General features: G+C 68.3%; 18 protein-coding genes. 9 read left to right on the top strand and 9 right to left on the bottom strand.

Annotation, left to right across the window (positions count from 1 at the left end; genetic code table 11):
• Nucleotides 1–65 precede the first annotated feature (65 nt).
• From HUW43_RS10665 to hemC, 5 genes are read right to left on the bottom strand one after another with little or no spacing between them, the layout of a single operon-like run.
• Entirely contained in the window at nt 66–1,187 is a 1,122-nt protein-coding gene (locus HUW43_RS10665) for a CaiB/BaiF CoA transferase family protein (protein ID WP_188237383.1), read from the bottom strand.
• Entirely contained in the window at nt 1,180–2,382 is a 1,203-nt protein-coding gene (locus tag HUW43_RS10660; RefSeq protein ID WP_188237382.1) for an acyl-CoA dehydrogenase, read from the bottom strand. Before HUW43_RS10660 ends, HUW43_RS10665 begins: the two co-directional genes overlap by 8 nt.
• Nucleotides 2,383–2,429: 47 nt before the next feature.
• Nucleotides 2,430–3,338 carry a hypothetical protein gene (locus HUW43_RS10655; RefSeq protein WP_188237381.1) on the bottom strand — a complete coding sequence of 303 codons (909 nt, stop codon included), beginning with the start codon at nt 3,336–3,338 and terminating at the stop codon, nt 2,430–2,432.
• A gap of 19 nt (nt 3,339–3,357) precedes the next feature.
• The gene (locus HUW43_RS10650; RefSeq protein WP_188237380.1) at nt 3,358–4,047 is read right to left on the bottom strand and encodes a uroporphyrinogen-III synthase; all 690 of its coding nucleotides are present in this window, start codon (nt 4,045–4,047) and stop codon (nt 3,358–3,360) included.
• Nucleotides 4,044–4,991, bottom strand: a complete 948-nt coding sequence (gene hemC / locus HUW43_RS10645; protein ID WP_188237379.1) for a hydroxymethylbilane synthase — start codon at nt 4,989–4,991, stop codon at nt 4,044–4,046. The genes HUW43_RS10650 and hemC overlap by 4 nt, the downstream gene beginning before the upstream one ends.
• A gap of 276 nt (nt 4,992–5,267) precedes the next feature.
• On the opposite strand from hemC, the gene tsaD reads away from it, so the two are divergent.
• The 3 genes from tsaD (at nt 5,268) to HUW43_RS10630 (ending at nt 8,897) form a co-directional block, all read left to right on the top strand.
• Nucleotides 5,268–6,302, top strand: coding sequence for a tRNA (adenosine(37)-N6)-threonylcarbamoyltransferase complex transferase subunit TsaD (gene tsaD / locus HUW43_RS10640; protein ID WP_188237378.1), 1,035 nt, complete (start codon nt 5,268–5,270; stop codon nt 6,300–6,302).
• Complete coding sequence (locus tag HUW43_RS10635; RefSeq protein ID WP_188237377.1) at nt 6,299–7,291, top strand: NAD(P)H-dependent glycerol-3-phosphate dehydrogenase; 993 nt, start codon at nt 6,299–6,301, stop codon at nt 7,289–7,291. The genes tsaD and HUW43_RS10635 overlap by 4 nt, the downstream gene beginning before the upstream one ends.
• 76 nt (nt 7,292–7,367) lie before the next feature.
• Nucleotides 7,368–8,897 carry a lipopolysaccharide biosynthesis protein gene (locus HUW43_RS10630; RefSeq protein WP_188237376.1) on the top strand — a complete coding sequence of 510 codons (1,530 nt, stop codon included), beginning with the start codon at nt 7,368–7,370 and terminating at the stop codon, nt 8,895–8,897.
• Nucleotides 8,898–8,984: 87 nt separating this feature from the next.
• On the opposite strand, the gene HUW43_RS10625 is transcribed toward HUW43_RS10630, so the two are convergent.
• Nucleotides 8,985–9,983 carry an adenosine kinase gene (locus tag HUW43_RS10625; protein ID WP_188237375.1) on the bottom strand — a complete coding sequence of 333 codons (999 nt, stop codon included), beginning with the start codon at nt 9,981–9,983 and terminating at the stop codon, nt 8,985–8,987.
• Between the two features lie 109 nt (nt 9,984–10,092).
• Here HUW43_RS10625 and HUW43_RS10620 point away from each other — a divergent pair, with 109 nt between their 5' ends.
• Nucleotides 10,093–10,782, top strand: coding sequence for an EI24 domain-containing protein (locus HUW43_RS10620; RefSeq protein WP_188237444.1), 690 nt, complete (start codon nt 10,093–10,095; stop codon nt 10,780–10,782).
• Nucleotides 10,772–11,146, top strand: a complete 375-nt coding sequence (locus HUW43_RS10615) for a hypothetical protein (protein WP_188237374.1) — start codon at nt 10,772–10,774, stop codon at nt 11,144–11,146. Before HUW43_RS10620 ends, HUW43_RS10615 begins: the two co-directional genes overlap by 11 nt.
• A gap of 16 nt (nt 11,147–11,162) precedes the next feature.
• On the opposite strand, the gene queG is transcribed toward HUW43_RS10615, so the two are convergent.
• Nucleotides 11,163–12,221 (bottom strand): tRNA epoxyqueuosine(34) reductase QueG, encoded by a 1,059-nt coding sequence (gene queG / locus HUW43_RS10610; RefSeq protein ID WP_188237373.1) that lies wholly within the window; start codon nt 12,219–12,221, stop codon nt 11,163–11,165.
• Between the two features lie 49 nt (nt 12,222–12,270).
• Here queG and HUW43_RS10605 point away from each other — a divergent pair, with 49 nt between their 5' ends.
• The 4 genes from HUW43_RS10605 to msrB all read left to right on the top strand — a co-directional run bounded on the left by HUW43_RS10605 (nt 12,271) and on the right by msrB (nt 16,383).
• Nucleotides 12,271–13,245 carry an ABC transporter ATP-binding protein gene (locus HUW43_RS10605; RefSeq protein ID WP_188237372.1) on the top strand — a complete coding sequence of 325 codons (975 nt, stop codon included), beginning with the start codon at nt 12,271–12,273 and terminating at the stop codon, nt 13,243–13,245.
• Nucleotides 13,242–14,495 (top strand): ABC transporter permease, encoded by a 1,254-nt coding sequence (locus HUW43_RS10600; protein WP_188237371.1) that lies wholly within the window; start codon nt 13,242–13,244, stop codon nt 14,493–14,495. Before HUW43_RS10605 ends, HUW43_RS10600 begins: the two co-directional genes overlap by 4 nt.
• Before the next feature lie 90 nt (nt 14,496–14,585).
• The gene (locus tag HUW43_RS10595; RefSeq protein WP_188237370.1) at nt 14,586–15,842 is read left to right on the top strand and encodes a cytochrome P450; all 1,257 of its coding nucleotides are present in this window, start codon (nt 14,586–14,588) and stop codon (nt 15,840–15,842) included.
• A gap of 55 nt (nt 15,843–15,897) precedes the next feature.
• The gene (gene msrB, locus HUW43_RS10590) at nt 15,898–16,383 is read left to right on the top strand and encodes a peptide-methionine (R)-S-oxide reductase MsrB (protein WP_188237369.1); all 486 of its coding nucleotides are present in this window, start codon (nt 15,898–15,900) and stop codon (nt 16,381–16,383) included.
• On the opposite strand, the gene HUW43_RS10585 is transcribed toward msrB, so the two are convergent.
• Complete coding sequence (locus HUW43_RS10585; RefSeq protein ID WP_188237368.1) at nt 16,341–18,230, bottom strand: hypothetical protein; 1,890 nt, start codon at nt 18,228–18,230, stop codon at nt 16,341–16,343. The genes msrB and HUW43_RS10585 overlap by 43 nt on opposite strands.
• Nucleotides 18,227–18,658 carry a GtrA family protein gene (locus HUW43_RS10580; protein WP_188237367.1) on the bottom strand — a complete coding sequence of 144 codons (432 nt, stop codon included), beginning with the start codon at nt 18,656–18,658 and terminating at the stop codon, nt 18,227–18,229. Before HUW43_RS10580 ends, HUW43_RS10585 begins: the two co-directional genes overlap by 4 nt.
• Nucleotides 18,659–18,660: the final 2 nt, after the last annotated feature.

The following is an 18,660-nucleotide window of genomic DNA, read 5'->3' as shown; positions in this document are numbered from 1 at the left end:
GTGGCAGTCCAGGGGCGGCGAGCGGACCTTGAATGCGAACGTCGTTCTTCCGTCCCAAACGGCCGCTAACCAGCCAGCGGCGGCGCACCCCCCGCCGCGACCATGCGCACGCCGTCGATGACGATCGGACTCGCCACCCCGTCGATCGCCGCGCCGTCGGGGCGAAGGCGCATACCGCGCGCGATAACCTGCGGGTCGGCGAAGAGCTGGGCGAGATCGTTGATCGGCCCCGCGGGCACGCCTTCGGCCTCGAGCGCGAGCGACAGGGGCTGCGCCTCCCACGACGCGATCCTGGCCGCGAGCAGCGGGATCAGCGCGGCGCGGTTCGCCAGCCGCGCCGCATTGGTGGCAAAACGCGGATCGTCGCCCCATTCGGGCACGCCCAATATGGCGCAGAGCCTGCGATATTGCGCGTCATTGCCCACCGCGATCACCAGCTGGCCGTCGGCGGTCGCAAAGAGCTGATAGGGCACGACATTGGCGTGGGCATTGCCCATCCGTTTTGGCGCGACGCCGCTCGCAAGATAATTGGCGGCCTGGTTGGCAAGGACGGCAACCTGCGAATCGAGCAGCGCCATGTCGATATGCGCGCCGTCGCCGGTGACGTCACGCCGCCTTAACGCCGCAAGAATCGCGACTGCCGAATAAAGGCCGGTGAAGATGTCGGCATAGGCGATTCCCGCCTTTTGCGGCGGCCCGTCGGGTTCGCCGGTCAGCGACATGAAACCGCTCATCGCCTGGACGATATAATCATAACCCGCGCGGTGCGCATAGGGTCCGGTCTGTCCGAATCCGGTGATCGAACAGACGATGAGGCGCGGAAAATCGGTGCGAAGCCGCCCCGGATCGAGCCCATATTTGACGAGCGAGCCGACCTTGTAATTTTCGATGACGACATCGGCGTCGGCGAGCAGCGCGCGCACCTCGGCCTGCCCCGCGGCGGTGGCGATGTCGACCGCGACGCTCCGCTTGCCCCGGTTGCAGCTGTGATAATAGGCGGCCCCCAGATTTTCGCCATTGTCGCCGACGACGAAGGGCGGCCCCCATTCGCGCGTGTCGTCGCCGACGCCCGGCCGTTCGACCTTGACCACCTCGGCGCCGAGATCAGCGAGCAATTGACCACACCACGGCCCCGCGAGCACCCGCGCCAGCTCGACGACACGGATACCCTCCAGCGGTTTAGGCAAAGGCCGAAATGCCCGTGATGGCGCGGCCGAGGATCAGCGCATGGACGTCGTGCGTCCCCTCATAGGTGTTGACCGTTTCGAGGTTCACCGCGTGGCGGATCACATGATAATCGGCCGAAATGCCGTTGCCGCCATGCATGTCGCGCGCGACGCGCGCAATGTCGAGCGCCTTGCCGCAATTATTGCGCTTCAGGAAGCTGATCATGTCGGGCGCCAGATGCCCGTCGTCGATCAGCCGACCGACGCGCAGCGCCGCCTGAAGCCCAAGCGCGATTTCGGTAAGCATGTTGGCGAGCTTCAATTGCACGATCTGGTTCGCCGCGAGCGGCCGCCCGAACTGCTTGCGTTCGAGCGTATAACCCCGCGCCGCTTCATAGCAGAACTCGGCGGCGCCCATCGCGCCCCAGCCGATGCCGTAGCGCGCGCGGTTGAGGCAGCCGAACGGCCCCTTGAGGCCCGATACGTGCGGGAGCAGCGCATCCTCGCCGACCTCGACCCCGTCCATCACGATCTCGCCGGTGATCGACGCGCGCAACGACAGCTTGCCCTCGATCTTCGGCGCCGACAGACCCTTCATTCCCTTTTCGAGCACGAAACCGCGGATCGCACCGTCGTGTGCGTCCGACTTCGCCCACACGACAAAAACATCGGCGATCGGCGAATTGGTGATCCACATCTTTGCGCCCTTCAGGCGATAACCGCCCGCAATCTTTTCGGCGCGCGTGCGCATTCCCGCGGGATCGCTGCCCGCGTCGGGTTCGGTGAGGCCGAAACAGCCGACCAGTTCGCCCGCGGTCAGGCCCGGCAGATATTTGCGCTTCTGCTCCTCGCTGCCATAAGCGTTGATGGGGTGAATCACGAGGCTCGACTGCACCGAACAGGCCGATCGGTATCCGGAATCGATCCGTTCGACCTCGCGCGCGATCAGCCCATAGCTCACATAATTGAGACCCGCACCGCCATATTCGGGGTCGATCGTCGCGCCGAGCAGCCCGAGCCGGCCCATTTCCGACATGATTTCGCGGTCGAAGCGTTCCTCCAGGAAGGCCGAGGTCACGCGCGGGAGCAGCTCGCCGGTCGCATAGGCGCGCGCGGCGTCGCGGATCATCCGCTCCTCCTCGCTCAGCTGGGCATCGAGCGCGAGGGGGTCGAGCGGGTCCAGCGCTTCGATGCGCTGCGGATCGGCGAGGGCCATGAAACGGGCTTTCCTAAAGAGGGTGGCACCCCTTGCGGGAATGCACGCTACGGAGTCGGGTCGGCCGTTGTTTTGGCCAGCGCGGCAGCCGGGCTGTCGCGCGGTTCCAATATCGCCGCCGTCTCAATAAGGTCAAGCGCGCGCCGCGCCTCGTGATAGCGGCGCGCGTCGATCAGCCATTCGCCCGCGGCGTCGACGCCGGGCATCGCCTCGACCTCGGCAATGGCCTTGTCGGCCTGCCCGGCAGCGAGATAACGACGCGCGCGATCGAGTCGTTCGGATGCTCTTGGCGACTGGGTGCCCGCCGCGCGGACAACGAACAATTCGCCGAGTTCGCGGCGCAGGCCGGTCCACAGGCTGCCGCCGGATTCGCTGCTGCGGCCGACAAGCTGCGGCGCGAGTGCGTCGAGCCCGGCGCGCAATTGTTCGAGCGTCACCGGATCGCGCGAGGTGTCGATGATCGTCTTGACCGCATTGGGCTGGTCGTCGCCGAAGCGCAGGCGCAACTGCGCCTCGAGATAGCCGAGCGACAAGCCGCGGTCGAGCGCGCGGCGCACCGCAAAGGCGACGAGCAGCCCCTCGGCGCGCGACGCATTGCCCGACGCCGATTCGGCCTGGAGCGTGATACGCGACAGCCGCTGTTCGAGTTCTGCGACGCGCGCCGCCAGCGCACCGGCCCCGTCGACCGGAGCAATGACGAGCGGCGCCCCGGCTTCGGCGGCCTTGACGGCATCACCCGCGATCAGCAGCGGGTCGGCCTCGTTCTTCGGCGTCTCCGCCGTCCGCGCCGCCGGGGCATTGGCGTCGGCCAACCATCGATGCACCGCCCATCCACCGCCCGCGAGTCCGATCAGCAGCGCCAGAAAGGCCGCGATGGCGAGGGCGCGAAACGATAGCCCCCGTGCGGGAACCGCCTCGCCCGGCGGCGAGGAAGTATCGAAATTGTCGATTGCCATATGTATCTTTCGAACGACCCTATTTTGCACCCTTGTGCCACAAAGCGCGCGCCTGTGCCAACATTGCGGCGTCGTTCGCCTCGGCGGCCACCGCAAGGGCGCGCCACCCCTGACCGGCCGCCGCCGCGACCGCCGCGCTGATCGCGACCAGCGACAGATGCGCGCGCGCCGTCCCGGCGAGCACCGCAATCCGTTCCGCCGCGCGCGCCGAATGCGCGAGAAGGATCGCCGGCACCGCGATCAGCGCGCGCCATTGTCCAGGCGGATCGACCGGATCGACCGCATAGCAGGGCAGCGGCGCCAGCGCCGCATCGCCGGTGTGCAGCACCGTCCGGTCGCGCCCGCACAGCCATAGGATTCGCGCGATTTTCGGCGACGTCATTTCGTCAAGAAGTCGCTGCGCATCGGCGGCGCCTGTCATCGCGACCGTCAACCCCGCTGCGCGGGCGGCCTCCGCCGTCGCCGCGCCGACGGCATAGGCGGGAAGCGATGCGAGCGTCGCCAGCCCCGGTCCGGCAAGCCGCGCGGCAAAGGCGCTGGTGAGCAGCAGCGCATCGAAATCGGCGGCGGCGGGCGGGGTCCAGCGGAGCGGCCGCGCGGCAAAGAGCGGCATCGCGTGCACATCAAAACCCAGCGAACGCGCGCGCGCGCGTGTCGCCGCATTGCCCGGTTCAGGCCGCGTGACGATCAGCGGCACGCCGTCGCTCATGGCGCGAACAGCCGACGGATGCTGGGCGGCGCATCGACAAGCAGGCGATGCCCCAGCGCCGCGACGACGCCAGCGTCGGTGACGATGACATGGCCCGCGACACGCTCGGCGCCATCCTCCGAATATAGCTCGGCGTCGAGGCGCAGCGCGCCGTCCGCCTGCCACGCCGCATAAGCCGCGACGGGCGAGCGGCAATCACCCCCCAGCGCGGCAAGCAGGGCGCGCTCCGCGGCGACGGCGCGATGCGTCGGCGCATGGTCGATCGCGGCGAGCAGCGCCATGGCCCGCGCATCGTCGGCGCGGCATTCGACGCCGATCGCGCCCTGCGATGCCGCAGGAAGCACCAGATCCGGGCCCAGCGCCGCGCCGATGTCGTGCATCCCCAGCCGTTCGAGCCCCGCCGCGGCGAGCAATGTCGCGTCGACCTCGCCCGCCGCGAGCCGGGCCAGCCGCGTCGCGACATTACCGCGCAGCAGCACCGTGTCGAGATCGGGGCGCAGCCGCCGAACCTGCGCCGCGCGGCGCGGGCTGCTCGTCCCCAGCCGCGCGCCGGTCGGCAGCTCGGCGATGGTTTGCGCCGCAATCCCTTCGCGCACGACCAGCCGGTCGCGCGGATCGGCACGTTCGAGCATCGCGCCGAGGAAAAAACGCGCGGCGCGCAGCGTTTCGACATCCTTGAGCGAATGGACCGCGACATCGATCGTCCCGGCGTCAAGGGCAGCATCGAGCTCGCGCGTCCACAGCGCCTTGCCGCCGACCTCGGCGAGCGCGCGATCCTGGATCCGGTCACCCGTTGCGGTCATCGGCACGATCTGGAGCGCCGCCATATCGAGCCCGTGCGCCGCGATCAGCGCCGCCGCGGCCATGTTCGCCTGCGCCATCGCCAGCGGCGAGGCGCGCGTGCCGATGCGCAGGGGATTGTCGGGAGTCGGAAGATCGATCATCGCGTCGCTGCTAAGACCAATATCCATGAAAGGAAAGACGGGGGATTGGCGCGGCGACGCGGAAACGCGGAGAAACAGGACGGCCGCGAAGCGGCTGCTCCTGCTGACGTCCCGCTGCAATCCGACATGGATGCGATGGGAATCTTTCGGTCCGACCCGGCTTCTCCGCTTCGCCGAATGACCCGAATCCCCGCGTTCCCCATGCTCTGTATTCACCCTCCCTTCCAACCGCGCTTGCTCCCGCGCACTCCCCGCGGGTAAGGGACAGGCAAGATCATGACCCTCATCCTTGGCCTTGAATCGAGCTGCGACGAAACTGCGGCGGCACTCGTCGATAGCGACCGGCGCATATTGGCGCACCGCGTCGCGGGGCAGGAGGCCGAGCACCGCCCCTATGGCGGCGTGGTTCCCGAAATCGCCGCGCGGGCGCACGTCGACCGGCTCGCGCCGATTATCGAGGGCGTGCTCGCCGATGCCGGCGTGACGCTTGCCGATGTCGATGCGATCGCCGCGACCGCCGGACCGGGTCTGATCGGCGGGGTGATGGTCGGGCTCGTCACGGGCAAGGCGCTTGCGCACGCCGCGAACAGGCCGCTGGTCGCCGTCAACCATCTTGAGGGGCACGCGCTCAGCCCGCGGCTCGCCGATCCGGCGCTCGACTTTCCCTATCTGCTGCTGCTCGTCTCGGGCGGCCATTGCCAGTTGCTGCTCGTCAAGGGCGTCGGCGACTATCGCCGCCTTGCCACGACGATCGACGACGCAGCGGGCGAAGCGTTCGACAAGACGGCCAAGCTGCTCGGCCTCGGCTATCCCGGCGGTCCCGCGGTCGAGCGCGCCGCGGCGGACGGCGATCCGAACGCCGTGGCGCTGCCGCGGCCGCTCGTCGGCAGCGCCGAGCCGCATTTTTCCTTTGCGGGACTGAAAAGCGCGGTCGCTCGCGCCGCGGCGAGCGGCGATCATGCGCTTGCCGACCTCGCCGCCGCATTCCAGCAGGCGGTGGTCGACTGCCTCGTCGATCGCAGCCGCATCGCGCTCGCGGCGTGCCCGGAAGCGAGCGCGTTCGTCGTCGCGGGCGGCGTGGCGGCGAACGGCGCGATCCGCGCTGCGCTCACCGGCCTCGCCGCGCGCTTCGACAAGCCCTTTGTCGCCCCGCCGCTGTGGCTGTGCACCGACAATGGCGCGATGATCGCGTGGGCGGGTGCCGAACGCTTCGCCGCGGGGCTGATCGACCCGCTCGACACCGCGGCGCGGCCGCGCTGGCCGCTCGATCCGGCAGCCGAGGCGGTGCGCGGCGCCGGGGTGAAAGCATGACGTCGTACAGGGGGTTTGGTATCGTCGGCGGCGGCGCGTGGGGCACCGCGCTCGCGCAATTGCTGGCGGCGGACGGCGCGCCGGTGCGTCTGTGGGCGCGCGAGGCCGACGTCGTCGCCGCGATCAATGCCGAGCACCGCAATCCGGTCTTCCTTCCCGACGCGCCGCTGTCGCCCTCGCTCACCGCCACAACCGATCTGGCGGCGATGGCCGAATGTGACGCGCTGTTGATCGTCGTCCCGGTGCCCTATCTGCGCGCGGTGCTCGCCGAACTGCCGCCGGGCGACACGCCGCTGATCTTTTGCAGCAAGGGGATGGAGGCCGTCAGCTTCGCTTTCCCCGTCGACATGGCGCGCGACCTGACGCCCGGCCGCCCGCATGCGGTGCTGTCGGGCCCGACCTTTGCGCACGAGGTCGCCGCCGGACTGCCGACCGCGATCACCCTTGCCGCCGCCGACGCCGCGCTCGCCGCAGAGCTTGCGCAAGCGCTCGCGCGTCCACATTTCCGTCCCTATGTGTCGAGCGATGTGATCGGCGCCGAAATCGGCGGCGCGGTCAAGAATATCCTCGCGATCGCGTGCGGCATCGTCGAGGGAGCGGGGCTCGGCCTCAACGCCCGCGCGGCGCTGATCAGCCGGGGCTTTGCCGAAATGACGCGATTTGGCCTGTCGCGCGGCGCCAAGGCCGAAACACTCGCGGGTCTTGCGGGCCTTGGCGACCTCGTCCTCACCTGCACCTCGTCCAATTCGCGCAATTTCGCGCTTGGCCAGGGACTTGGCCGCGGCGAGAGCATCGATGCGCTGATGGCCGACCGGCGGACGATTGCCGAAGGCGCATTCAGCGCGCCGGTCGTCGCCGCCGCGGCGCGCGCCGACGGCGTCGACATGCCGATCACCGCCACCGTCGCGCGCCTCGTCGCGGGCGAGATGCGCGTGGCCGACGCCGTTCAGGCCCTGCTCAGCCGCCCGCTGCGACCCGAGGGGCAATGACATGTTTCAGTCGATTGCCTGCCCCTCCCCACCGCGCTAGGATGGCCGCGGGGGAGCAGCAGAAGGGGCGCGAGGCTTGAGCCAGACGGACAGCGCAGCCGCGCCCTTGTCGTCCGATGACCCGGCGCGGGACGCGGACACCGCCGCGCTCGCCAAGGGCGGGCGTACCAATTTTTTCGGTTTCATCCTTCGCCTCGTCGCACGCCTGCCGTTCCTTTACGTCGCGGGCCGCTGGTACGGGCCTGAAGCGGTCGGACGTTTCGCCTTTGCCGTGCTGGTCATCGAACTGGTCGCACAGCTCGCGACGCTCGGCCTCAAGCGCGGGCTTGCCGAACAGCTGAGCGCGCCCGGCGCCGACCAGCGCACCGTCGTCTGGGACGGCATGTTCGTCGCCCTCCTCGCCTCTGCCGCCGGATCGGCGCTGCTCCTGCTGCTGCCGCAGCTCATGTATCCGGCGGGCGACATCAACGGGATCGACCGCTGGATGGCATGCCTGGTCTTTGTGATCGCGGGGACCGACATCGCGCTCGCGGCCTGCGCCTACAAGTTCGACATCGGCGCCACGGTGCGCGCGCGGGCAATCGTCGAACCCTGGGTGATCAGCGCCGCGGCGGCGGGATTCTGGTTCGTGTCGGCCGAAAACGGGCTGATGCTCTCCTATGCCGCGGCGATGCTCGGCGCCTTTCTGACCGCGCTCGTCCCGATGATCCGCCATTTCGGCGGCCCCGGCGTCTGGCGCCCGCATCCCGCGCAGCTCATCATGCTGGCGCGGCGCAACGCGCCGCTCGCCGCCGCCGACGCGATCGAATGGGGCACGCGCCGCCTCGACCTCTTCATCCTCGGCCAGTTCACCTCGCCGACGATCTATGGCATTTATTATATGGCGCAGCAGGTCGCCTCGCTGCCGCAAAAGCTCAAGACGAGCTTCGAGCCGATCCTTGGCCCCGTCATCACGCGCAACCTGGCCGAAAAGCGGCTTTCCGCAGTCGCGGCGCAGGTGAGCCAGGTCGGCTTCTGGATTATCGCAGCGCAAGCCGGCGTCGCGCTTGCGCTCGGTATTCCAGGCGAAGCGGTGATGGGCCTCGTCGGTCCCGAGTTTGTGAGCGGCACCGCCGCGCTCGCCTTCCTGCTCGCCGCGGAAGTCGTCGCGGCCACTGCGGTGGTCAGCGAAGCGGCGCTCGTTTATGTCGCGCGGCACCGCAACCTGCTCATCAGCATCGCGACGCTTGCGCTGCAGGCCGCGCTCAGCGTTGCGCTGATCCTGATCGCGCAGTCGATGGGATTGCCGCCCATCTATTACGCCGCTGCGGTCGCGCTCGCGCTGATGCTCGCGCTCGGTTTCGCGTCGCTGGTGAAGGCGCGCCTCCTGTCGCTCATCCTTGGCGCGCCGGTGAACAGCCTGCGCTGGGCACTCGTCTGGGCCACCGCGGGCGCGGCGATACTCGGCTATGGCGCGACACAGCTTCCCGAATGGGCCGAACTCTTGATCGGCGTGCCCTTCATCCTCGGCATCTATGGCTGGCTGATCTGGACGCGGGGCTTCGGGCCTGCGGACCGCGAGTTGTTCAGGAAGCATCCGCCGAGCGAAGCGGTGGCGGCCGGATAGGGCAAGCCGGGTTCGGGATGGATATCCGCCGCTCCTCCCCCGCGCGGGGCGGATCGCTACGTGCGCATTAGGCCGCTTCGGACCGCCCTATCCCAGCCGTTCAGCGACCCTGGCCTTGAGATCGGTCTGCGCGCGCGGCCCGACCTGCGCGATGATTTCGCGCGCGCATACCGCCCCCATCGTCAGGCAATCGGCGATCGAACGTCCGTCGGCAAGGCCCGCCAGAAAGCCCGCAGCGAACAGGTCGCCCGCTCCCGTCGTATCGACGACCGTTTCGATCGGTTCGGCGGGGACTTCGGTGCGCACGCCGCCCTGGATCGCAAGCGCGCCGTGCGAACCGCGCGTGACGACGAGCAACGGCACCTGCGGCGCGATCGTCGCAACGGCGGCCTCGAAATCGTCGGTTTCGGCGAGCGCGCGGATTTCGACCTCGTTGGCAAAGAGGATGTCGAACAGGCCTTCGGCGATCAGGGCACGGAAATCGGCGCCGTGGCGGTCGATGATGAAGGCGTCCGAGAGGGTGAAGGCGACCTTGCGCCCCGCCGCGCGCGCAACGTCGATCGCGCGCCGCATCGCTGCGCGCGACAGCGGCGGATCCCACAAATAGCCTTCGAGATAAAGGATTTCGGCGTCGGCGATCCACGCCTCGTCGATCATCGCCTGGTCGAGCAAATGGCTTGCGCCCAGAAAGGTGTTCATCGTCCGCTGCCCGTCGGGGGTGACAAGGATCAGGCAGCGCGCGGTCGGCGCGCCGTCCTTGAGCGCCGGTGTTTCATAAGCGACGCCCAATGCGCGCAGATCGTGGGTGAACACCGCGCCGAGCTGGTCGTCGGCGACCTGCCCGATAAAGGCGCAGCGTTCGCCGAGCGCCGCCATGCCCGCCAGCGTATTCGCCGCCGATCCCCCCGACATTTCGATCGCCGGACCCATCGCGGCATAGAGCCGCTCGGCCTCGGCGCCGTCGATCAGCCGCATCGACCCCTTGGTCAGCCCCTCCGCCTCGATCAGCGCGTCGTCGGCGCGGGCAAGGACATCGACGATCGCATTGCCGATCGCGACGACATCGAAACGGGCGGTGGCGGCCATGAACTATCCTGTGATGAATGGGAAAAGCTGCGCGCGCCTTTACGGACCGGTGCGCGTCAAGGCAAGCGGAACGCTTGACGTGCCGGGCCGCGCCGACCATCCATCGGCGATGTCCCGCGCGTTCCACGCTTTCCTGCTCGCGGTCCGCGACCTCGCCAGCCCACGCGTGCTCGCGATCCTCGCGCAAAGCCTGGCGCTGACCTTGCTGCTCCTCGCGCTGGCGGGCGCGGCGGTCTTTTTCGGCGCGCGCTGCGCACTCGACCGATGGGGCTGGGCGGGCGCGGCGACGCGCGACATGGCGAGCATATTCGTCGTCCTGGGCCTGATCGCGGGTGGCTGGCTGCTGTTTCGTGCAGTCGCGATCGTCGTCATCGGCCTGTTCGCCGACGGAATCGTCGCCGATGTCGAGCGGCGCCATTATCCCGCCGCCGCGACCCAAGCGGTCGATGTCGGCTGGGGCCAGAGCATCCGCCTCGCGCTCGCCTCGCTCGGCCGACTGATCGGCGGCAATCTGCTTGCGCTCCCGCTCTATGTGGTGCTGCTCGTCACGGGCATCGGCACGCCGATCCTCGCGCTGCTCGTCAACGCGCTGCTGCTGGGCCGCGATCTGGAGGCGATGGTGCTCGCGCGCCATCCGGGTCGCCCGCGCCTCGACCGCGGCGCGCGCTGGCCGCTCGGCCTGCTGTCCGCCGCAAGCTTTGTGGTGCCTGTCGCCAATTTATTGGCGCCACTGCTCAGCGCCGCTATGGCCGTCCACATGCTGCACCTCAGCGACGGGGACAAGAAACATGGCCGATAACCGCCGGTTGGCCGCCATTGCCGGCCTCGCCCTGACGCTGGGCGCCTGCGCGGGCCCGGCGATCCCGCACCCTTCTGCGCGCGCGCCCACGGCGCCGCCGCCAACCGCCGTACGGCCGGTGCAGAACAATGCGCTGATCGGCAGCAGCGTCGATGCGGTCGGGCGGATGTTCGGCAAGCCGCGGCTCGACATCACCGAGGGCGCAGGGCGCAAGCTTCAGTTCGCGGGGTCGCGCTGTATCCTCGACATTTATTTCTATGCCCCGCGCGCGGGCGCGGGTCCGGTCGCAACGCATGTCGATGCGCGCACGCCCGACGGCCGCAACGCCGAAGTGAACAGCTGCGCCGAGGCGCTGCGCCGCTAGCGCGTCGTGCGCCAAATCAGCGCCATGATCGCAGTTCGACGAGCGCCCAGCGCGCGGCGTCGGCAACCATCGGCGATTCGTCGTTCGACAACCGTTCGAGCGCCTGCACGAAGCGCGCATCGCCGCTGTTCCCCGCCGCGATCGCCGCGTTGCGCACCATGCGGCCGCGCCCGATTCGCTTGATCGGCGAACCGGCGAAGACCTGCCGGAACGCCGCATCGTCGAGCGCGAGCAGGTCGCCGAGCGCCGGCGCCGCCAGTTCGGCGCGCGGCAGGAAGGCGCGGTGCCGGTGGGCGCTGACGGCAAATTTGTTCCACGGACAAACGGCGAGGCAATCGTCGCAGCCATAGATGCGGTTGCCGATCGCGCGGCGCAGACCGACCGGAATCGGACCGTCATGCTCGATGGTGAGATAGGAGATGCAGCGCCGCGCATCGAGCCGGTAGGGCGCGGGAAAAGCATCGGTCGGGCAGGCCGACTGGCACGCCGTGCAACTGCCGCAGCGATCGCGCCCCGGCGCCGACGGCACGAGATCGAGCGTCGTATAGATCGCCCCCAGAAACAGCCAGCTGCCATGTTCGCGGCTGACGAGGTTGCTATGCTTGCCTTGCCAGCCGAGCCCCGCAGCCGCGGCCAGCGGCTTTTCCATCACCGGCGCGGTGTCGACGAACACCTTGACCTCGGCATCGCCGGCTTCGCCGACGAGCCAGCGCGCGGTCGCCTTTAGCGCCTTTTTGACAACGTCATGATAGTCTGCGCCCTGCGCATAGACCGAAATGCGGCCGCGATCGGGATGATCGGCGAGCGCGAGCGGGTCGAGCGCAGGGGCATAGCTCATGCCGAGCGCAATCACCGACCGGACCGCGGGCCATAGCCCCCTGGGTGATCCACGCTGTTCGGCGCGGCTTTCCATCCAGATCATGTCGCCGTGACACCCTTCGGCCAGCCATTGCCGCAGTCGCGCGGCCGTGTGCGGCGCGGCATCGGCGGCGGCGATGCCGAACGCCACGAACCCCTCTGCGCGTGCGGCGGCCTCCAGGCGAGCTTCAAGGGGGGGCAAGGGCTTGGCAACCATTGGCGCTCTATACGCGAGCGGCCTCGCCGTGCCATAGCCTGCTATACGAATGATCGGGGACCAGCTTTTGAACGATTTCAGCGTCGAGGCGACCGGCCTCACCAAATATTTCGGCGATTTCAAGGCGGTCGATGCTGTCAGCCTGGCGGTGCCGACGGGCAGCATCTATGGCGTGCTCGGCCCCAATGGCGCGGGCAAGACGACCAGCCTCAGAATGACGCTGGGTATCATCGACCCCGATGAAGGGACAAGCCGCCTGCTCGGCGGCCTGAAGCCGCAAAATGTGCGCAGCCGCATCGGTTATTTGCCCGAGGAGCGCGGCCTCTATCCCGGCATGAAAGCGCGCGAGGCGATCGCCTTCATGGGCGCGCTGCGCGGGCTCGACTGGTCAGAGGGGCGCCGCCGCGCCGCCGCCTTCATGTCCGAACTCGGACTCGAACGCGTGATCGACGAAAAGATCCGCAAGATGTCGAAGGGCATGGCGCAGATGGTCCAGCTGATCGGGTCGATCGTCCACGCCCCCGACCTTATCGTCCTCGACGAACCCTTTTCGGGGCTCGACCCTGTCAACCAGGAACGGCTTGAGATGATCGTGCGGCGCGAACAGATGCGCGGCGCGACGATCCTGTTTTCGACACATGTGATGGCGCACGCCGAGCGGCTGTGCGATCGCATCGCGATCATCGCGCGTTCGGCGCGACGCTTCGAGGGAAGCGTCGACGAAGCGCGCGCGCTGTTGCCGATGCAGGTGCGCTATACGCCGCGCGAAGCAGGCGATGCCGCCGCGATCGCCGCCTGCCTGCCGTCAGGTGCCGAGCGTCGCGGCGACGCCTGGCATTTCGCGATCGAGGACAAGGATGTCGAACCCCTGCTCGCGCGGATCACCGCGAGCGGCCATGGCGTCAGCGGCCTGTCGATCAGCCGCCCCGCGCTGCACGATGCCTTCGTGCATATCGTGCGACAGGTCGACGCCGGTTTCGACGCCGACGCCACCGAGGATGCCATCGAGGAAGCGAGCGCATGACCCCCATTCTGCGAAACATCCTCGTAGTTGCGCGGCGCGACTTTCTGGCGATCGTCGCGACGCCGGCTTTCCTCCTCTTTCTCCTCGCGCCGCTTTTCATGGTTGGCATGGGGCTTGCGGGCGGCGTCGGCGCGTCGCAGCTCGCCGACAGCGCGCGCGGCGCCGAGCGGATTGTTGCGATCGTCGATCCCGCCGATGTCGAGGCGCTGCGCGCCGCCGACCGGCGGCTGCGCGACGCTTTCCGCGGCCCCGATGCGCCGCCGCTGCTCGAGGTGCGGCTCGCCGGGCCGACCATGATCGATCCGCGCACGGTTGCGCGTGAAAAAGGCGCCGATACCTATGCCGTGATGAGCGGACCGCTCGTCGCCCCACATATCGTCGAGCGCAACGCCGACGGCCTTTCGGGCCGCTATCTGGCGCTGCTGGCAAGCGAAGCCTTGCGCGACCGCGCCGCAGGCCCTGTCGCCCCGATCGCGCCGCGCTTTGAAAGCTTGCGAAGCGGGGGAGCCAGTATCGCGGCACAACAATCCATGGGGTTCGGCGCGGTGTTCGTCATATTCCTGCTGACGCTGCTGCTCGCCGGACAGACAGTGAGCTCGCTCGCCGAAGAAAAGGGCAACAAGGTGATCGAGATCCTCGCCGCCGCGGTGCCGCTCGAAACCGTCTTTCTGGGCAAGCTGCTGGGTTTCCTGGGCGTCGCGGTGCTGTTCATCGCTTTCTGGCTGGCGATGGCCTTTGGCGCCGGACTGGTCGCCGCGACCCAGTTCGATCCTGCCAGCCTCGCCGCGGCGGGCAAGGCCGGCAAGGCCGCCGACGCGCTGGCGTCGATGCCCGCGACCGGCTGGCCCTTTTTCCTCGGCATCGGTTTCGCCTATTTCATCCTGTCCTTTCTGCTGCTCGGCGCCGTCTTTCTCGGCATCGGCGCACAGGCGGCAACGGTGCGCGAGATTCAGATGCTCAGCCTCCCGATCACCATTTTCCAGGTCGGCATGTTCAGCCTGTCTGCCGCCGCAGCGGGCGCGCCGGACAGCGGCCTTGCCCGCTTCGCGCAAATTTTCCCCTTTTCCTCGCCGCTCGCGATGGCGGCGCGCGCCGCGACCGACGGCGACAAGGCGGTTCACCTGCTCGCGCTCGGCTGGCAGGCGCTGTGGGTCGCGCTGGTGATCTGGATCGCGGTGCGGCTGTTCCGCGCGGGCGTGCTCAGCGGTGGCGGCAACTGGAAATTCTGGGCGCGCGGCAACCGCGCCTGACCCGTCGTCCCGCCGTTGACAAAGTTGTAAATAGTGGCATTCTGCAACTGAATCGGCCGCGCCAAGACGGCCGCCAGAGAGGAGCTGCCCGTGGCCACCCAGATTCGCCTTGCGCCTGAAACCCCGAATCCGCTCGACGTCAGCCGCGCCGAGCTTTGGAGCGAGGATCGCTGGCAGGAACCGATGCGCCAGTTGCGCGCCGAATCGCCGATCTATTACTGCCCCGAATCGAAATTCGGCCCCTATTGGTCGGTGACCACCTACAAGCCGATCCAGCATATCGAGGCACTGCCCAAGATTTTTTCGTCCAGCTGGGAATATGGCGGCATCACCGTCGCGGGCGACGGGGTCGAGCATCTGAAAGAGGGCGAGATTCCCATGCCGATGTTCATCGCCATGGACCCGCCGCAGCACACGGCGCAACGCCGCACCGTCGCCCCCGCCTTCGGCCCTTCCGAAATCGAGCGGATGCGCGCCGACACCCAGGCGCGCACCGCCGCGCTGATCGATACGCTGCCGGTCGGCGAGACGTTCGACTGGGTCGAAAAAGTGTCGATCGAACTCACCACCGACATGCTCGCGATCCTGTTCGACTTTCCCTGGGCCGACCGGCACAAGCTGACCGCCTGGTCCGATGCGCTGGGCGACATCGAAAGCTTCAACACGCTCGAAGAGCGGCAGGCGCGGCTCGCGATTGCCTTTGAAATGGGCGCGGCGTTCAAGGAGCTGTGGGACCACAAGGCGAAAAATCCCGGCAAGCACGACCTGATCTCGATCATGCTCCAGTCCGACGCGATGAGCCACATGAGCCACGAGGAGTTCATGGGCAACCTCATCCTGCTGATCGTCGGCGGCAACGACACGACACGCAATTCGATGTCGGCCTATGCCTATGGCCTCCACTGCTTCCCCGAAGAACGCGCCAAGCTCGAAGCGAACCACGATCCCGAACTGGCGGTCAATGCGATGCACGAGATCATTCGCTGGCAAACCCCGCTCGCGCACATGCGCCGCACGGCGATGGAGGACACCGAACTGTTCGGTCACCAGATCAGGAAGCGCGACAAGATCGCGCTCTGGTACGCCTCGGCGAACCGCGATGAGAGCGTCTTTCCCGACGGCGACCGCATCATCGTCGACCGCGAAAACGCGCGCCGCCACCTCGCTTTCGGTTATGGCATCCACCGCTGCGTCGGCGCGCGGGTCGCCGAGTTGCAGCTTACGACGCTGATTTCAGAGATGCAGAAGCGCCGCCTGCGCGTGAATGTCGTCGGCGCGCCCGAACGCGTCCATGCAAGCTTCGTCCACGGCTATCGCCGCCTGCCGGTCGAACTCGAACATTATTGACCGGGGCTGAAACCCGGCGCCTGTTTCCGCCGTATAAGGTGGCAGGAGGCAAGACATGATCGCACGACGTCATCTTCTGGGCGGCCTGGCGCTTGGCAGCGGCATCGTCGCCGCGCCGATGCTGTTCGCCAAATCGGCGCGGCCCAAGGCCGAGCCGGGCTGGCGCCTGTCCGAAGCCGAATGGAAAAAGCGCCTGTCGCCGCTTCAATATCGCATATTGCGCGAGGCGGCGACCGAGCGCCCCTTCACCAGCCCGCTCGACAAGGAAAAGCGCGCCGGCACCTTCGTCTGCGCGGGCTGCGCGCTGCCGCTGTATTCGAGCAGGACCAAATATGACAGCGGCACCGGCTGGCCAAGTTTCTGGGCGCCGCTGAAAGGCGCGATCGGCACCGCGACCGACTATGACCTCGGCTATCCACGCACCGAGGTCCATTGTCGGCGCTGCGGCGGCCATCTGGGCCATGTGTTCAACGACGGACCGAAACCGACGGGCAAGCGTTATTGCATGAATGGCGCGGCGCTGCGCTTCCGGCCCGCCTGAACCGGGGTTCGGTCGCCCTTGACCCGCCACACCGCCAGCCCCGCACGCGATTCGATCGGCACCGCTTCGAGCCACGAGGGCGGATTCCCGGCATAAAGCTGCGCGGCAAGCCCGTCCTTTCGCGCGCGGCGATAGCGCGCAAAATCATTGGCGGTCCGGCAATAGACGATCATCGCCGCCTGCTGACGCCGCACCAGCGCTTTGGCCGCGGCCGGATCGCCCGCAAAAACGCGGATCGTGTCGGCCATCGCTTCCTTGTTGCGGTGATGCGGCGTCGCGACCAGCCGATGCGGGGTCCAGAAGACGAGGGGGGCGCCCAGGTCGATAGGGGTCAGCAACGTCGTCGGCGGCAACCGATTGACGTCGGCGATCGCCGCGCCGTCAAGACAGTTATCGCGATAGCGGTTGGCATCGGCGAGCCTGGCCGCAGCGCGCGCCTCTTCCGCCCTCAAGGCGGGGACGGCGAGACTGAGCAGCGCCGCCACGGCCATGCTCCCAAGCAGCGGCAGCGTAAGCGTCGCCATGGCCGAGGCAAGGATGCGCGGCACGGCCGCGCGGATCGTGCGCGCCCATGTCCAGGCGCGCAGGCCGAGCCATGCGCAGCCGGGCAGCGCGAAAAGATGCGCGGTCGAAACGCTGCGAAAAACCAGCAGCGACAGCGCAGCAGCACCCAGCAGCGCGGCAATGACCGTCGCCCAGTTTCGCCGGTCGGCCGCAACCGGGGCGCCGCGCCACGCGAACAGCGCGCCGACCAACCCGATGAACGAAGGCACCAGCACATGGATCATGTCTTGCGCCTTTGCGGCCCAGAGCGGCTGACCCTCGAGGACGTTGCGATACCAGAAATCGACGACGATGGGGTCGAGCGCGGCAAAGGGCCCCTTTGCACACAGGGGTTCGGTCCACACCAGCGCTCCTGCGGCGGCTGCACCGCCCAGGATCAGCAGCAGGAAACGCGTCGACATGCGCGCCGGATTGGCGCTGGTCGCGGCGAAAACCACCGCCGCAGCCGCGACCAGTGCCGCCATATAGGGCGCCGAAAGCGAATCGCACCAGGTGCCGACCAGCCCGGCGGGGCCACGGGTTGCAAACTGAAACAGCATCGCCCCGCCGGCGAGCGCCCCCATATAACCGCAAAGCCGCGCGCGATCGTCGCCGCGGCCGTTGAGCGCCCAGCGCAGCGCCGCGAGGCCCCCGAACAGCGCCGCCATCGGCATCCCCTCGATCGACACCGCGAGCAACGCCGCGGCGAACAGTCCGCCGAACAGCCCCGAACCCCATGACGCCGGGCGCAGCGCCTGTGCCATCACCAGCATCGCAAGCAGGATTTGCCAGCCGTGATGATCGACGCGCAGCGGCCGGAACTGGACCAGTATATAACCCGACATGATGAGGAACAGCGGAACGACATAGGCAATGCGGCGATCCGACAGGTTGCGGTAGCCGAGCGCGCAAGCAACGCTGAGCGCCGCACCGAGCAATGGCGGCCAGGCCGCCATCACGATGCGTTCGGCCATTGCCGGTCCGAACAGCGGTTGCAGCATCAGTATGCCGATCGCCAGCGGCGCGTCGACGATGCGCGACCAGTGCATCAGCACGCCGCCGCCCGCCGGGTTGACGCGATATTGCGTGAGATCCCACCAGCCCTGCCCAGCAAGCAGGTCGCGCACCTGCGCCATGCGCATCGCGTCGTCAGTGTCGCCGAGATCGAGCGTTTCGATCGCCCGCCAGTTTGCGGCGATCGCGATCAGGCTCATCAGACCCCAGACGATCAATGCGATCCGCGTGGGCGTGAACCAGGGGCCGAGCCGGATGCCGCCCGGCGGCATTGCCGCCGCCTTGATCATCCCGCAGCAGCCCGGAACACGATATGGCGGCGCAGCAAATAGGTCGTCTGGAAGCTGACGATGATCGCCACAAGCTTCGCCAGCCGGGGGTCGAGCCCCAGCGCGCTGCCGCCGCCGACGATCGCAGTGGTGACCGCAAGCCCGACGACCGCCGATCCAACGAACAGCAGCTTCTGGCGATGCCGCTCACCCGTACCGCGCGCCGCGGCGCCGTCCGCAAAGACGAGGCGGCTGGAGATCAGCCAGTGGACGAGGATGCCCGCGCAATAGCCTGTAGCCGACGCCGGAACCGGAGCGAGGCCGGCATCGAGCAGGAGCAGGAACAGCCCGGCGTCGCTGCCGAGCGCAAGCGCGCTCGCGAGCAGGTAATTGACCCAGCGGACCTCGCCGCGGCGCACCGATGCGACGAGTCTGAGCGCGGATTGCATCG

The organism is Sphingopyxis sp. LK2115, assembly GCF_014595975.1.
Lineage (GTDB): Bacteria > Pseudomonadota > Alphaproteobacteria > Sphingomonadales > Sphingomonadaceae > Sphingopyxis.
The sequence above is the reverse complement of the archived record's forward strand: the minus strand, read 5'-3'. Positions and strand labels throughout refer to the sequence as shown.